10 protein-coding genes and 1 riboswitch are annotated in these 14,693 nt (G+C 74.3%); of the genes, 3 read left to right on the top strand and 7 right to left on the bottom strand.

The window, feature by feature from the left end; genetic code table 11:
- Positions 1–121: 121 nt before the first annotated feature.
- Entirely contained in the window at positions 122–1,957 is a 1,836-nt protein-coding gene (locus EBO35_RS15525) for an FUSC family protein (protein ID WP_122818519.1), read from the top strand.
- A gap of 16 nt (positions 1,958–1,973) precedes the next feature.
- On the opposite strand, the gene EBO35_RS15530 is transcribed toward EBO35_RS15525, so the two are convergent.
- Positions 1,974–5,525, bottom strand: a complete 3,552-nt coding sequence (locus EBO35_RS15530; protein WP_122818520.1) for an ATP-binding cassette domain-containing protein — start codon at positions 5,523–5,525, stop codon at positions 1,974–1,976.
- 129 nt (positions 5,526–5,654) lie between these two features.
- Positions 5,655–7,844, bottom strand: coding sequence for an NADP-dependent isocitrate dehydrogenase (locus tag EBO35_RS15535; RefSeq protein ID WP_122818521.1), 2,190 nt, complete (start codon positions 7,842–7,844; stop codon positions 5,655–5,657).
- Between the two features lie 174 nt (positions 7,845–8,018).
- Between EBO35_RS15535 and EBO35_RS15540 the strand changes: the two genes are divergently transcribed.
- Positions 8,019–9,212: an MIP/aquaporin family protein gene (locus tag EBO35_RS15540; protein WP_206422580.1), complete on the top strand. Its 1,194-nt coding sequence runs from the start codon at positions 8,019–8,021 to the stop codon at positions 9,210–9,212.
- Positions 9,213–9,223: 11 nt separating this feature from the next.
- On the opposite strand, the gene EBO35_RS15545 is transcribed toward EBO35_RS15540, so the two are convergent.
- On the bottom strand, positions 9,224–9,892 hold the full coding sequence (locus tag EBO35_RS15545; protein WP_122818522.1) for a hypothetical protein: 669 nt from the start codon (positions 9,890–9,892) through the stop codon (positions 9,224–9,226).
- Between the two features lie 169 nt (positions 9,893–10,061).
- Here EBO35_RS15545 and EBO35_RS15550 point away from each other — a divergent pair, with 169 nt between their 5' ends.
- Positions 10,062–11,045 (top strand): malate dehydrogenase, encoded by a 984-nt coding sequence (locus tag EBO35_RS15550; RefSeq protein WP_122818523.1) that lies wholly within the window; start codon positions 10,062–10,064, stop codon positions 11,043–11,045.
- A 90-nt stretch (positions 11,046–11,135) separates the two neighbouring features.
- Here EBO35_RS15550 and EBO35_RS19765 read toward each other — a convergent pair whose 3' ends face one another.
- The 4 genes from EBO35_RS19765 to purN form a co-directional block, all read right to left on the bottom strand.
- Positions 11,136–11,513, bottom strand: coding sequence for a DUF3017 domain-containing protein (locus EBO35_RS19765; protein ID WP_206422581.1), 378 nt, complete (start codon positions 11,511–11,513; stop codon positions 11,136–11,138).
- A gap of 5 nt (positions 11,514–11,518) precedes the next feature.
- Positions 11,519–12,370 carry a bifunctional methylenetetrahydrofolate dehydrogenase/methenyltetrahydrofolate cyclohydrolase gene (locus EBO35_RS15560; protein ID WP_122818524.1) on the bottom strand — a complete coding sequence of 284 codons (852 nt, stop codon included), beginning with the start codon at positions 12,368–12,370 and terminating at the stop codon, positions 11,519–11,521.
- 23 nt (positions 12,371–12,393) lie between these two features.
- Complete coding sequence (purH, locus tag EBO35_RS15565; protein ID WP_122818525.1) at positions 12,394–13,953, bottom strand: bifunctional phosphoribosylaminoimidazolecarboxamide formyltransferase/IMP cyclohydrolase; 1,560 nt, start codon at positions 13,951–13,953, stop codon at positions 12,394–12,396.
- Between the two features lie 44 nt (positions 13,954–13,997).
- Positions 13,998–14,087, bottom strand: a riboswitch (ZMP/ZTP riboswitch).
- Positions 14,088–14,100: 13 nt separating this feature from the next.
- Positions 14,101–14,691, bottom strand: a complete 591-nt coding sequence (gene purN / locus EBO35_RS15570; RefSeq protein WP_241153730.1) for a phosphoribosylglycinamide formyltransferase — start codon at positions 14,689–14,691, stop codon at positions 14,101–14,103.
- Positions 14,692–14,693: the final 2 nt, after the last annotated feature.

Below are 14,693 nucleotides of genomic sequence, written 5' to 3' on the forward strand. Positions count from 1 at the left end.
GGCATCGACCACCTCGCGCGCCGACGCCCGGGCCGCCGGGTCACGTCACCATCACCGAGACGCAGCTCACACCAGCCCTACACTTCCCCCACACAGGTTTCCCATCTCGGGAGGAGGGACCGTGAGCGGAGCGAGCGACATCGAGACGACGCCGGAGCAGCAGTCGACGAAGGCGCACAGGCCCGGTGGCAGCCCGGTGCTGATCATCCTGATGTCGATCGTGGTCGTGCCCGCGGTCATCGTCGCCGACTCCTTCGATGCCGGACCCGCCGCGATCATCGGCGGCCTGGTGGCCCTGTTCTCCCTGGTCGCCTTCATGGGCGGGCCGCTGCGCGCCGACCTGCGCGCGGCAGCGCTGATCGCGCCGCTCCTGCTGTTCGCGGCGATCGTCCCGCGGCTGCTGGCCGAGGTGTCGCGGCCGGCCGCGATCGCACTGGTCGTGGTCCTCGGCTTCGTCGCGGCCCTCCTCCCGCTGCGGGGCCCGCGCTTCGCCCACGCCGGGCTCGGCCTCGGGATGACCACCGTGTACGCCTACGCCTACGCCCCCCACGGGGTGACGGACCATCAGCAGGTGATCGCGGCCGCCGTCGCCGGGGTCCTGGTGGCCCTGCTGGTTCGGCTGCTGCTCGGGGTCTCCGACCCGTCGAAGCCCACCCGGGAGCAGGTCGCCGAGGTCCTCGTCGCCGACGACCCGGCGGCGGCCACCTCGACCGCCTTCGACACCTGGCTCAGCGACGGCCGGCAGCGCTGGCTCGCCCAGGCACTCGAGGGGGCCTCCCGCTACCGGCTCGCCGTACGGGCGAACGAGCTCGACGCCGCGGGGTCCGGCTCCGACGGGGACGTCGCGGCGCTCCGCGCGCGGGCCGAGGAGCTGGCCGAGCAGCTCCGCGCCAAGCATCCCCCGGCCGGCGACGCGGCGGCCCCGGCCCCCGGGGCCGGTCCGGCTGAGGCGTCCGCGGTGCGGCGGGCCGACGCGGCCCTGGACTCCGTGGAGCACGCGGCCCACGATCGCGACCGGACACCCGTCGTCCTCGACCGCGGGAGCCGGCACGAGTTCCGGGACGCGGTGCTGCACCCCTCGGCCCGGTTGCGCTCGATCCAGGTGCGGCACGCCTTCCGCACGGCGTTCGGGCTGCTGGTGATGCTGCTGATCACCTACCACCTCGAGCCGGGCGACCCGTTGATCTCCACGGTGCTGCTGAGCACCTTCGCCATCCTCCAGGCGAGCTGGCGCGACACGCTCGGCAAGGCCCGGACCAAGGTCGTCGGCGTGGTCGCCGGCTCGGCCGCCGTCGCCGTGATCCTGCTGACCGTGCCGGAGCGCTACCTGACCGAGATCGCGGCCGTCGCTCTGGTGCTGGGGCTCTGGTACATCACCACCCGGCCCGCTCTCGGCGCGGCGTTCATGGTGGTCGTCAGCGTGGGGTTCAACGCGGTCACCCGCGACCTCGACCCCGGGGAGCTGCTCGTCCAGTACGCCGTGCTGACCGCCTGCGCCGTGGCCGTCGGGGTGGTCCTCGGCTTCGCCGTCGTCCCGGCGTTCCGGCCCGCGCCGCTGCGCCGGCGCGTCCTGGACGCGACCGAGGCGACGGCCGCCGTGCTGCGGGCCGCCTCCGACGGCTCCCCGTCGGTGCAGCAGTTCCTCGCGCTGCACCGAGACGCCAGCCAGACCCAGGACGAGCTGGTGCCGGACCGCGAGCACCTCGACGAGCGCCAGCTCGCCGCGCTCGAGCGGCTCCGCTCCGGCCTGCGCGACCTCACCACGATGGTCGACGCCGCCACCGCCGACCGTGCGGCGCTGGCCCGGGCCGCCGACCTGCTCGACACCGCGGACGGCGCCGCGAACGGCAGTGCGCCGCAGACGGACGGCGCCGCCTCCTCCACCCTCGGGGACCTCGCGGAGCAGTCCGGCGCGGCCGAGCGGTACCTGCTGGGGACGCTGCCCGCGAGCGGCTGACCCGGCGCGGGGCCGCTCAGCCCGCAAGGTCGCCCCAGGTGCCGGCCAGCTCCGCCCACGGCCCGACCGCGGCGACCCGGCCCTCGACGAGCACCACGACCCGGTCCGCCTGCTCCAGGGCCGCCCGCTTGGAGGTGGCGCCGAGGACGGTGGTCCCGCGCTCGCGCAGCGCGGCCCAGAGCTCGACCTCGGTACGGGCGTCGAGCGCGCTCGAGACGTCGTCGGCGAGCAGCAGCTCTGCCCCGGCGGCGAGGGCCCGGGCCAGGGCGAGGCGCTGGACCTGGCCGCCGGAGAGCCGGACCCCGCGGTGGCCGACCAGGGTGTCCGCTCCCCCGGCGGCGTGCAGGTCGTGGTCGAGCCGGGCGTCGGTCACGGCCGCCGCCAGGGCCCGGCCGTGCCCCAGCGCGACGTTGTCGGTGAAGCTGCCCGACAGCACTCGCGGCACCTGGGCGACGTGGGCCACCTGGCCGGGGCGCAGGAACAGCTCGGCATCGTCCACGGGCACGCCGTTCCAGCTGATCCGGCCGGTGTGGTGCACCAGCCCGGCGAGCGCGGCGAGGAGGCTGGACTTGCCCGCGCCGACCTGGCCGACCAGCAGCACCAGCTCGCCCCGCTCCACGCTCAGGTCCACGCCGCGCACCCCGCGGGTGCCGTCGTCGTGGACTGCGTCGACGTCGCGCAGCTCGAGGCGCTCCAGCGGGACCCGGGCCGGCGACGCGGGGGCCGGCGCGGTCCCGGCGACCAGGTCCACGCCGGGTGGCAGGTCCATCAGGTCCGCGCCCCCGGCGAGCCGGGCAGTCGCCTGCTGCCAGGCACGGGTCCCGGGCGCCTCGGTGATGACCGCGCCCGCCACCCGACCGAACCAGTCGAACCCGTTGACAGCGTTGGCCACCAGCAGCGCGGTGGCCAGGTCCCAACCGCCGGCCACGAGGATCGCCCACACGGCGACCACGCCGCCCTGGACCATGACCACCGGGACGCCGTCGAGGAGGGCCTGGACCCGGTGCTCCCGGACCGCGGCCGCGACCCGGCCGCCGTCGACCCGGCGCAGGTGGTCGTGGACCGCAGGCGTGGCGGCGGCGAGCTTGACAGTGCGCGCGGACTCCAGCGCCGAGACCAGGGAGCGCCCGAAGCCGGCCCGGGCGAGCGAGGCCGCGGCGGCGGAGCGGCCCGCCACCGGGCGGCCGGCCGTCGAGGCGAGCGCGGAGGCCGCCATCACCACCAGCAGCACCAGCCCGGCCAGCGCGGTGCCGCCGACCACGGCCGTGACGACCACGACCACGAGCCCGTTGAGCACGTCGACCCACCGGTCGGCGTAGCGCGCGAAGCGGTCGGCGTCCATCGCCCGGGCCACCACCTCCCCCGGCGGCGTGCGGTCCAGGCGGCGCTGGGCGGTCTGGCCGACCAGCACCGACATCCGGGTCCGGAGCATCACCTCGATCCACCACCGCGGATAGCGCAGGAACGCCGCCGCCAGCAGCACCGGACCGGCGAGCAGGCTCGCGACCAGCCCCACGGTGAGGGGCACCGAGGTCCCGCCGTCGCGCAGCTCCATGACCAGGTGGCCCCAGACCCAGCCGGTGGCGGCCCCGTAGGCGCCGACCAGCGTGGCGCCCAGGAACAGCAGCGCCCCGACCACGCCCCACGCCGGACGCACCAGCAGCGCGTGGGCGATGCCGCGGGACAGCGACGGCCCCTCGGCCACGTCGGGCCGCGCGGGCGGCAGCCCGCTGCGCCGCGCGCCGCCCACGGGCGCGCCGGCGGGCGCAGCGTCCACGCCGGCACGCTCGGCCTCCGGATCGGCCGGACCGGCGCCGCTGGCCAGCAGCAGGTCGCGGAACCGGCCCGGGTCGCGCGCCAGGCGCGCCCGCGAGCCGTGCTGGACGACCCGGCCGGCGTCCAGCACCGCGACCTGGTCGGCGCGGGCCGTCGTCGAGAGCCGGTGGGCGACCAGCACGCCCGTCCGCCCCGCCAGCAGCCGGTCGGCGGCGCGCACCACCCGGGACTCGGTCACCGGGTCCATCCGCGCGGTCGCCTCGTCGAGCACGACGACGCGGACGTCGCGGACCAGCAGGCGGGCGAAGGCGACCAGCTGCTCCTCCCCCGCCGACAGCGTGGTGCCGCCCGGGCCGAGCGGGGTGTCCAGGCCGGCCGGCAGGCCGGCGACCCACTCCGCCAGCCCCAGCTCGGCGACCGCCGCCTGGACCCGCTCGCGGGCCACGGGAGCGAACAGCGTGAGGTTCTCGGCGAGGGTGCCGGCGAGGATCTCGGTGCGCTGGGTGACCACGCCGACGGCGGCCCGCAGCCGCTGCAGGTCGAGCTCAAGGACGTCGACGCCGCCGATCCGCACGGTCCCCGGCTCGGGGTCGACCGCACGCGAGAGCAGGGCCGCCAGGGTGGACTTGCCCGACCCGGTGCGGCCGACGAGCGCCAGCGTGTGCCCCGCCGGCACCCGCAGGTCGACCCCGCGCAGCGCGAAGCCGCCGCCCGGGTAGGCGAAGTGCAGGTCCTCGAAGGCGAGGTCCAGGGGACCCTCCGGCAGCTCCCTGCCGCCGCTCGGCTCGGGCTCGACCGCCAGCATCGAGCGCAGCCGCACCAGCGCCCCGAGGCCCTCCTGCAGCTCGGGCAGGTGCCTGGCGAGCATGTCGACCTGGCCCACGAAGGTGCTCGTCACCAGGAACAGGGTCACCAGCTGCGTCACCGACATGTCACCGTCGGCGACCAGCAGCACCCCGGCGACCCCGACCACTGCCAGCAGACCGTGCAGGAGCAGGCCGGCGCGGCGGGTCAGCCGGGTCTCGACCGCCAGCACCCGCAGCAGCCGCCGGTGGATGCGCGCGGACAGCTCGGCGCAACGGCGTACGACGTGCGCCTGCCCCAGGCTGGTGCGCAGGTCGTCGCGGGCGGTGATGCCCTCCTCGAGCGCAGCCGAGTGGTCGGTCCAGGCGATCTCCTCGGCGACCTTCCGGGTGGTGATCTCGGCCAGCAGCGGCCGCACCACGACCAGGGTCAGCAGTGCCACGAGCGGGAACAGCAGCCACGCCGGCCACCAGGTCAGGCCGGCGACGATCCACATGGGGCCGCTGGCGAACACCGTGCGCAGCGCCTCCCAGACCTGGCGGCGCACCAGCACCCCGACCTCGTGGGTGTCGTCGTCGACCCGGTCGAGCACCTCGCCCACGGCCTGCTCGGAGAGCGCGTCGAGCGGCTGGTGCAGGGCGGCCTCGAGCAGGTCAGCCCGGAGCCGGCCCTCGGCACGGTCGACGACCCCGGCCCAGGCGGTGCGGCCGGCGGCGTCGAGCACGGCGGCCCCGACCACGCACAGGGCCAGCACCCCGACCAGCGACCAGGTCCCGTCCCCGGCCAGCCGGCCCGCGACGACGGCACCCAGCGCCTGCCCGACCGCGGCCAGCAGGGAGGCGGCCATCGCGACAGCACCGACCGGCCCGCGCAGGCGTCGCCAGTCGACGCGTCGCCGGGGATCGATGTCGGGGCGAGGGGCATCGGGAGGCCCGTCCGGCCCGCGGTCCCGCACGGGACCCGGCCGCCCGGCCGTGGGCGCGCTCATCGGGGGAAACGCTACGCGCCGGCACCGACCTCACGCACCCGTTTTGTCACGTGCGCGCCCGCCCCGCAGACAGACGGCCCGGGCCCCCGCACCGGTCGGTGCGGGGGCCCGGGCTCAGGCGTCAGCCGGTCAGAACGAGGCGAGCGCCTCGTTCAGGGTCGCGCTCGGCCGCATCACGGCCTCGGCCTTGGCGTCGTCCGGCTGGTAGTAGCCGCCGATGTCGACGGGGCTGCCCTGCACGCTGTTGAGCTCGGCGACGATCGTCTCCTCCGCCGCGCGCAGCTTCTCGGCCAGCGGCTTGAACGCGGCCGCCAGCTCGGCGTCCTCGGTCTGGTTCGCCAGCTCCTCGGCCCAGTACAGGGCCAGGTAGAAGTGCGAGCCGCGGTTGTCGATCCCGCCGACGCGCCGGGTCGGGGACTTGTCCTCGTTGAGGAAGGTCTCCGTGGCCCGGTCCAGGGCGGCCGCGAGGACCTTTGCCCCCGGGGTGCCGGCCTGCTCGGCGTACAGCTCCAGGGACGGCACCAGCGCGAAGAACTCGCCCAGGCTGTCCCAGCGCAGGTAGTTCTCCTTGACCAGCTGCTGGACGTGCTTGGGCGCCGAGCCGCCGGCGCCGGTCTCGAAGAGCCCGCCACCGTTCATCAGCGGGACGACCGAGAGCATCTTCGCCGAGGTGCCGAGCTCGAGGATCGGGAACAGGTCGGTGTTGTAGTCGCGCAGCACGTTGCCGGTCACCGAGATGGTGTCCTCGCCCTTGCGGATCCGCTCCAGCGAGTACGCGCAGGCCGCGGCCGGCGCCATGATCTCGATGGTCAGGCCCTCGGTGTCGTGCTCGGGGAGGTACTCCTTGACCTTGGCGATCAGGTTGGCGTCGTGCGCGCGGTTCTCGTCGAGCCAGAAGACCGCCGGGGAGCCGGTGGCACGGGCGCGGGAGACGGCGAGCTTGACCCAGTCGCGGATCGGCGCGTCCTTGGTCTGGCAGGCGCGCCAGATGTCGCCGGGCTGCACGTCGTGGGAGAGCAGCACCTCGCCGGCGGAGTTGACGACCTGCACGGTCCCGGCGGCCGGGATCTCGAAGGTCTTGTCGTGGGAGCCGTACTCCTCCGCGGCCTTGGCCATCAGCCCGACGTTCGGGACCGAGCCCATGGTCGAGGGGTCGAAGGCGCCGTTCGCGCGGCAGTCGTCGAGAACGGTCTGGTAGACGCCGGCGTAGGAGGAGTCCGGGATGACCGCGAGGGTGTCGTGCTCCTCGCCGTCCGGGCCCCACATGTGGCCCGAGGTGCGGATCATCGCCGGCATCGAGGCGTCGATGATGACGTCGGAGGGCACGTGCAGGTTGGTGATGCCCTTGTCGGAGTCGACCATCGCCAGCGCGGGGCCGTCGGCGAGGCCCTGCTGGACCGCTGCCTTGATGGCCTCGCCCTCGGGGAGCTTCTCCACGGCGGAGAGCAGCGCGCCGAGGCCGTCGTTCGGGGACAGGCCGGCGGCCTTGATCTGCTCGCCGTACTGCTCGAAGAGGGTCGGGAAGAACGCCTGCACCACGTGGCCGAAGATGATCGGGTCGGAGACCTTCATCATCGTGGCCTTGAGGTGGGCGGAGAACAGCACGCCCTCGGCCTTGGCCCGGGCGACCTGCTCGGTGAGGAAGCGGCGCAGCGCGGCGACGTCCATGAACGTCGCGTCGACGACCTCGCCGGCGAGGACCTTCAGGCCGTCCTTGAGCACGGTCTCGGTGCCGTCGGCGCCGACCAGCTTGATCGTGAGTGTGTCGTCGGCCGGGATCACCACGGACTTCTCGTTGGCGAAGAAGTCGCGCTCGCCCATCGTGGCGACGTTGGTCTTCGAGTCGGCGCTCCAGGCACCCATGCGGTGCGGGTGGGCCTTGGCGTAGTTCTTCACCGAGGCCGGCGCGCGGCGGTCGGAGTTGCCCTCGCGCAGGACCGGGTTGACCGCGGAGCCCTTGACCGTGTCGTACTTGGCGCGGGCGTCCCGCTCCTCGTCGGTCGTGGGGTGCTCGGGGTAGTCCGGGATGTCGTAGCCCTTGCCCCGCAGCTCCGCGATCGCGGCCTTGAGCTGCGGGATCGAGGCGGAGATGTTCGGCAGCTTGATGATGTTGGCCTCGGGCGTGGTGGCCAGCTGGCCGAGCTCACCCAGCGCGTCGTCGGCGAGGCCGAACTGGGCCAGGATGCGCGCGGCGACGGAGATGTCGCGGGTCTCGACCTCGACCCCGGCCTTCGCGGCGTACGCCTGGATGATCGGGAGAAGGGAGTACGTCGCCAGCAGCGGCGCCTCGTCCGTGTGCGTGTAGATGATCTTGGCCATGAACGGCTGCTCCTGAGCACTGGGATTGAGCACTGGAAAAAAGTTTCTCGACGTCAAGATACCTGACGGCGGCGATTCCCTCACCCTCGCACCCGGCGGGGCGCTCGGCAACGCGCCCCAGGTCCACTAGAGTGGCGATCCCCCGGACCGCGGGGCCCGTTCCGAGGAGCAGCCTTGACCGAACACACCGGCGCCAACGCCGCCAGCGTCACGACCGAAGCCGCCGAACCGGCGGCCCCGACCCTGGGACAGAAGATCGCCGCCGAGGCCATCGGCACCTTCGTCCTGGTCTTCATCGGCTGCGGGAGCGCCGTGTACGCCGCGAGCGGCGGGGAGTTCGACATCCTGGGCATCGCGATGGCCTTCGGCCTCGCCGTCCTGGTGATGATCTATGCGTTCGGCCGCGTCTCCGGCGGCCACTTCAACCCGGCCGTCTCGGTCGCGGCCGCGCTCAGCGGCCGGGTGGCCTGGCGCGACGCCGGCATCTACATCGTCGCGCAGCTGGTGGGTGCGATCCTCGGCGCCGCGGCGCTCTTCGCGCTGCTGCACGGCTTCGACGGCTACGACGCCACCAACAACATGGGGCAGAACTTCTTCGGCGACGGCGGCTACGCCTGGTGGGCGGCGCTGTTCCTGGAGCTGCTCCTGACCGCGATCTTCGTCCTGGTGATCCTCGCCGTGACCGACGGCCGCAACGAGCACCCCGGCCTGGCCCCGCTCGCGATCGGATTCACGCTGACCGCTGTGCACCTGGTGGCGATCTCCGCCACCGGCACCTCGGTGAACCCGGCCCGCTCGATCGGCCCGGCCCTGTTCGCCGGCACCGACGCCCTCGCCGACCTGTGGCTGTTCATCCTCGCCCCGCTGCTCGGTGCCGCGGTGGCCGGCCTCGCCTACCCGGCGCTGTTCGGCCGCGACACCGACCCGGTGCCCGGCTCCGGCCTGACCTTCGCGCAGCGCTCCGCTCGGGCCTCGGCCCCGGGGAGCAGCCAGGACCAGTACCAGCAGCAGTGGAACCAGCAGCCGAACTGGAACCAGGGGCAGGCCGCCCAGGGCGCTCAGGGCACCGCGACCCAGCAGTGGGGCCCGGAGCCGATCATCCAGGACGGCTGGCAGTGGGACCCGCAGTCCCAGCAGTGGATCCCGGCCCAGCAGCAGCCGCCGGCTCCGCAGGCCCCGCAGCAGGGCACCCAGCCGGAGCAGGGCCAGTACGGCCAGGCCCAGCCCGGCCAGCCCCAGCCCGGCCAGCACGGCCAGTACGGGCAGCCGGGTCAGCCCGGGCAGCCGGGTCAGCCCGGCCAGCCCGGGCAGCCGGGTCAGCACGGGCAGTGGCCCGACGACGACGGCCAGACCCAGATCCGCAGGTAGTCAGCGCCGGGTCACCGGCTGACGGGGTCGTCCGAGATTCTCTCGGCGACCCCGTCGCTGGTTTCGACCCGGACCGGACCGAGCCCGCGCTCGTAGTGCGTGACGCTGCGGGCCCCGTCCTCGGGGATCCGCTCGATCTCGAGCAGGTCGGCCCCGGCGGCGAGGACCTCCGCCCGGTCCTCGACCACCCCGGCCAGGAACGCCATCCGGTAGCCGTCGCCGGTCCGCGGCCGGGCGGGCACCACCAGGCCGGCCTCGGCGCCGTCCACGCCGGCCCGCCACTCGCCCTCGTGGCCGAACCACCAGACATTGCCGTCCCGGTCCTGGCCGTAGTAGTCGGTGCCCAGGTCGGCCGACCAGCCCTCTCCCCCGGCCGGGTCGAGAGTCGCCGTCGTGCGCACCGCCGTCGTGGCCACGCCCGCCGTCCGGGGCCCGGCGAGCACCTCGACGCGCAGACCGCCCTCGGGCTCGCCGTCGATCGTCCACCGCTGCCGACTGCCCGGCTCGAGCGGGAACCAGGGGTTGTCGACGACGTCGACGAAGTCCCCCGGGTCCGGCGTGGGGGTCGGGACCACGAGCTGGTCCACCCCGCTGGGCGGCACCGTCCCCGGTGAGGACGCGCAGCCGGTCAGGCCGGCCACGAGCAGCAGGGCCGCGGCGAGCGGCGTACGGGCGGGCATGGCGCCATTCTCCCCGACCGGCGCGCCCGGCCCCCGCCGCCACCGCGGCGCACTCCTCGGTCACTCCGCGCTGAACCGGGGATCCCCGCCCGCCGCGATCACCCGCACCCGCCCCGCTGCGCTGCTAGCGTCGAGCCCGGACCGTTCCCGCTTTGGACGAGGAGTCGACGTGAGCTCAACCCCACTCAAGGTGGCCGTGACCGGTGCTGCCGGCCAGATCGGCTACAGCCTGCTGTTCCGGCTCGCGAGCGGCGCCCTCGGCGACCGCCCGGTCGAGCTGCGGCTGCTGGAGATCAGCCCGGCGCTCAAGGCACTCGAGGGCGTGGTCATGGAGCTCGACGACTGCGCGTTCCCGACGCTGGCGGGCGTGGAGATCGGCGACGACGCCGAGCGGATCTTCGACGGGGTGAACCTCGCCCTGCTGGTCGGTGCCCGCCCCCGGTCGAAGGGGATGGAGCGCGCGGACCTGCTGGAGGCCAACGGGGCGATCTTCACCGCCCAGGGCGCGGCGCTGAACAAGGTCGCCGCCGACGACGTCCGGATCGGGGTCACCGGCAACCCGGCGAACACGAACGCGCTGATCGCGCTGAGCAACGCCCCTGACATCCCCCGCGACCGGTTCTCGGCGCTGACCCGGCTCGACCACAACCGGGCCATCTCCCAGCTCGCCGCGAAGACCGGCGCCCCGGTCGGCGACATCACCAAGATGACGATCTGGGGCAACCACTCGGCCACCCAGTACCCCGACCTGTTCCACGCCGAGGTCGGCGGTCGCAACGCCGCCGAGGTCGTCGGCGACCAGGACTGGCTGGAGAACGACTTCATCCCGACCGTCGCCAAGCGGGGCGCGGCGATCATCGAGGCGCGGGGCTCCTCCTCGGCCGCCTCGGCGGCCTCCGCGACCATCGACGCCGCCCGGGACTGGCTGCACGGCTCCGCCGCCGGCGACTGGGTCTCGATGGCCGTCGCCTCGGACGGCTCGTACGGCGTCCCCGAGGGCGTGGTGTCCTCGTTCCCGGTCACCACCCGGGGCGGGGACTGGGAAATCGTGCAGGGCCTGGAGATCGACGACTTCTCCCGCGGCCGGATCGACGCCTCGGTCGCCGAACTGGTCGAGGAGCGCGACGCGGTCCGTCAGCTCGGCCTGATCTGAGCCTCGACGTAGCGACGGCCCGTCCCCTGGTGGGGGCGGGCCGTCGTCGTTCTGGGGAGGACACGTCCGGGGACCTCGCCCCGGCCGTCCTCAGACCGGCTGGTCCGGGATGGTCTGGGCCAGGAAGAACAGCACGCCGCCCACGAGCGCGAGGGCGAGGACGTCGAAGATCCGGTGCCGCACCGCCAGCATCCCGGCGTCCCGGGCGGGCAGCACCAGCCGCAGCAGCGCACCCGCCTCCAGCGCGACGGCGATCCAGCGCACGCCGGCGCGCCAGTTGCCGGTGGCCGCCACCGCGAGCCCGATCGCGGCCAGGACCATGATCAGGATGTAGAACATCCCGCCGATCGTGGAGGGGTAGCGACGCCGCGCGTCCGCCTCGGCCCGGGCCTGCTCGAGCTCGGCCGCCACCTCCTCCTCGGAGGGTACGGCGACCGGCTCGCCAGGGGTCTCCGGCGCGGGGTCCACGGCGCTCAGACCAGTGCCTTCTCGGCCGCCGTGACGATGTTGGACAGCAGCATCGCCCGGGTCATCGGGCCGACGCCGCCGGGGTTGGGCGAGACCCAGCCGGCGACGTCCCAGACATCGGCGGCCAGGTCCCCGGCGAGCTTGCCGTCGACCCGGGAGACGCCGACGTCGAGCAGCGCGGCCCCGGGCTTGACCATGTCGCCCGTGATGATGCCGGGCACGCCCGCGGCGGCCACCACGATGTCGGCACCACGCACGTGCGCGGCCAGGTCGCGGGTGCCGGTGTGGCACAGGGTCACGGTGGCGTTCTCGGAGCGGCGGGTCAGCAGCAGGCCCAGCGGCCGCCCGACCGTGACCCCGCGACCGACGACCACGACCTCGGCACCGGCGATCTCGACCCCGTGGCGGCGCAGCAGCTCGACGATCCCGAACGGCGTGCACGGCAGCGGCGCCTCCTTGCCCAGGACCAGCCACCCGAGGTTGGTGGGGTGCAGCCCGTCGGCGTCCTTGGCGGGGTCGATCAGCCCCAGCACCTGGTTCTCGTCGCGGCCCTTCGGCAGCGGAAGCTGCACGATGTAGCCGGTGCAGGCCGGGTCGGCGTTGAGCGTGCGGACGGCGTCCTCGATCTCGTCCTGGCTGGCGCTGGCCGGCAGGTCCACCCGGATCGACTCGATGCCGACCTCCGCGCAGTCCTTGTGCTTGCCGTTGACGTACCAGCGCGACCCGGGGTCGTCACCGACCAGGACCGTGCCCAGGCCGGGGCGCACGCCCCGCTCGGCCAGCTCGGCGACCCGTACGCGCAGCTCGTCCTTGATCGCGGCCGCCGTGGCGGTTCCGTCCAGCTTCTGTGCAGTCATGGCAGGGCTCCCGATCGTCCTGGTCAGTGGAAGAAGTGGCGGGTGCCGGTGAAGTACATCGTCACCCCGGCGGCCTTGGCCGCCTCGATGGTCAGCTCGTCGCGGATCGACCCACCGGGCTGCACGATCGCGCTCACCCCGGCGTCGATGAGGATCTGGGGCCCGTCCTCGAACGGGAAGAAGGCGTCGGAGGCGGCGACCGAGCCGGCGGCCCGCTCCCCCGCCCGCTCCACGGCCAGCCGGCAGGAGTCGACCCGGTTGACCTGGCCCATCCCGACCCCGACCGAGGCGCCGTCCTTGGCCAGCAGGATCGCGTTGGACTTCACCGAGCGGCAGGCGCGCCAGGCGAAGGCCAGGTCCGCGAGCACGTCCGGGCTGGCCGCCTCGCCGGTGGCCAGGGTCCACGCGGACGGGTCGTCGCCGGGCGCCTGGAACCGGTCGGTGACCTGGGCGAGAGAGCCGCCCGGGACCTGCCGGACCTCGGTGGGGTCGGCGCCCGGGGGCGGGGACACCAGCAAGCGGATGTTCTTCTTCGCGGCCAGCACCTCCACGGCGCCGTCCTCGTACGCCGGGGCGACGACGACCTCGGTGAACACCTCCGCGACCTGCTCGGCCATCGCGACGCTGACCGGCCGGTTGGTGGCGATCACGCCGCCGAACGCCGAGACCGGGTCGCACTCGTGGGCGCGGCGGTGCGCCTGGGCCACGTCCGCGCCGACGGCGATGCCGCAGGGGTTCGCGTGCTTGATGATCGCGACCGCCGGGTCGGCGAAGTCGTAGGCGGCCCGGTGCGCCGCGCTCGCGTCGACGTAGTTGTTGTAGGACATCTCCTTGCCGTGCAACTGCTCGGCGTGGGCGAGGCCCGGCTCCGCGCCGATCTCGGTGTAGAGCGCGGCCGGCTGGTGGGCGTTCTCGCCGTAGCGCAGCACGGCCTTCCGCTCGAACGCCTGGCCGTGGAACGCCGGCCACGGGGTGTCCTCGTCGGCCCCGAGGGTGTGGGCGAACCAGTTCGCGACCTGCACGTCGTACGCCGCGGTGTGCGCGAACGCGGCGGCGGCGAGCCGCTGCCGCTCGGCCAGGGTGAAGCCGCCCTCCTGCGCGGCGCGCAGCACCTCGGCGTACATCGCCGGGGAGGTGGCGATCGCGACCGAGGGGTGGTTCTTGGCGGCGGCGCGCACCATCGAGGGGCCGCCGATGTCGATCTGCTCCACGCACTCGTCGGGCGCCGCGCCCGAGGCCACGGTCTGCGAGAACGGGTAGAGGTTGCACACCACGAGGTCGAACGGCTCCACGTCGAGCTCGGCGAGCTGCGCCACGTGGGAGTCCAGGCGCCGGTCGGCGAGGATGCCGGCGTGCACGCGCGGGTGCAGCGTCTTCACCCGCCCGTCCAGGCACTCCGGGAAGCCGGTGAGCTCCTCCACCCGGGTGACCGGAAGGCCGAGGCCCTCGATCAGGGCCGCGGAGCCGCCGGTGGAGACCAGGACGACGCCCGCCTCGTGGAGCCCGCGGACGAGCTCGTCGAGGCCGGACTTGTCGTAGACGGAGACCAGCGCGCGCTTGATCGGGACGCGGTTGTCGGGCACGGGACCAACTCCTGCTCAGGGGTGCTTGACATACGGATCATGTGGAGGAGCACCCAGGCGGTCGATGCTCCCTGATCCCCCGAAGGGGCCACTCCCCGGTGGTCTGCCCACCTGCGCCAGTCGTGTGAGCGCCAGCATAGCGGCGGCTCAGGACCCGATGCGGACCCGCCGGCCCTCGACCGCGAAGCCCTCGCGCGCCAGCCGGCCCACCGTGGCGACGAGCATGGTGCGCTCGGCCACCTTGATCCGCTCGTGCAGGGTCTCGACGGTGTCGTCGTCCTCGACCGGCACCGCGGCCTGGGCCACGATCGGGCCGGTGTCGACGCCGGGGTCGACGACGAACAGCGTCGCGCCGACCACCTTCACGCCGTACGCCAGGGCGTCGGCGGCGCCGTGCATGCCGGGGAACGCGGGCAACAGGGCCGGATGGGTGTTGAGGTAGCGGCCGCCGAAGCGCCCGAGGAACGCCGGTCCGGCGAGCTTCATGAACCCGGCCGAGACGACCAGGTCGGGGTCGTGGTCCGCGCACGCCTGCGCCATCGCGGCGTCCCACTCCTCGCGGGTAGCGAAGTCCGAGACCCGGTGCACGAACGTGGGGATCCCCGCCCGCTCGGCGCGGGCCAGCCCCTCGATGCCGTCGCGGTCGGCCCCGACCGCCACCACCTCGGCGCCGTACGCCGGATCGGCGCAGGCGTCGAGCAGCGCCTGGAGGTTGGTGCCGGCCCCCGAGACGAGCACGA

This window comes from Nocardioides pantholopis, from assembly GCF_003710085.1.
GTDB classification, from domain to species: domain Bacteria; phylum Actinomycetota; class Actinomycetes; order Propionibacteriales; family Nocardioidaceae; genus Nocardioides; species Nocardioides pantholopis.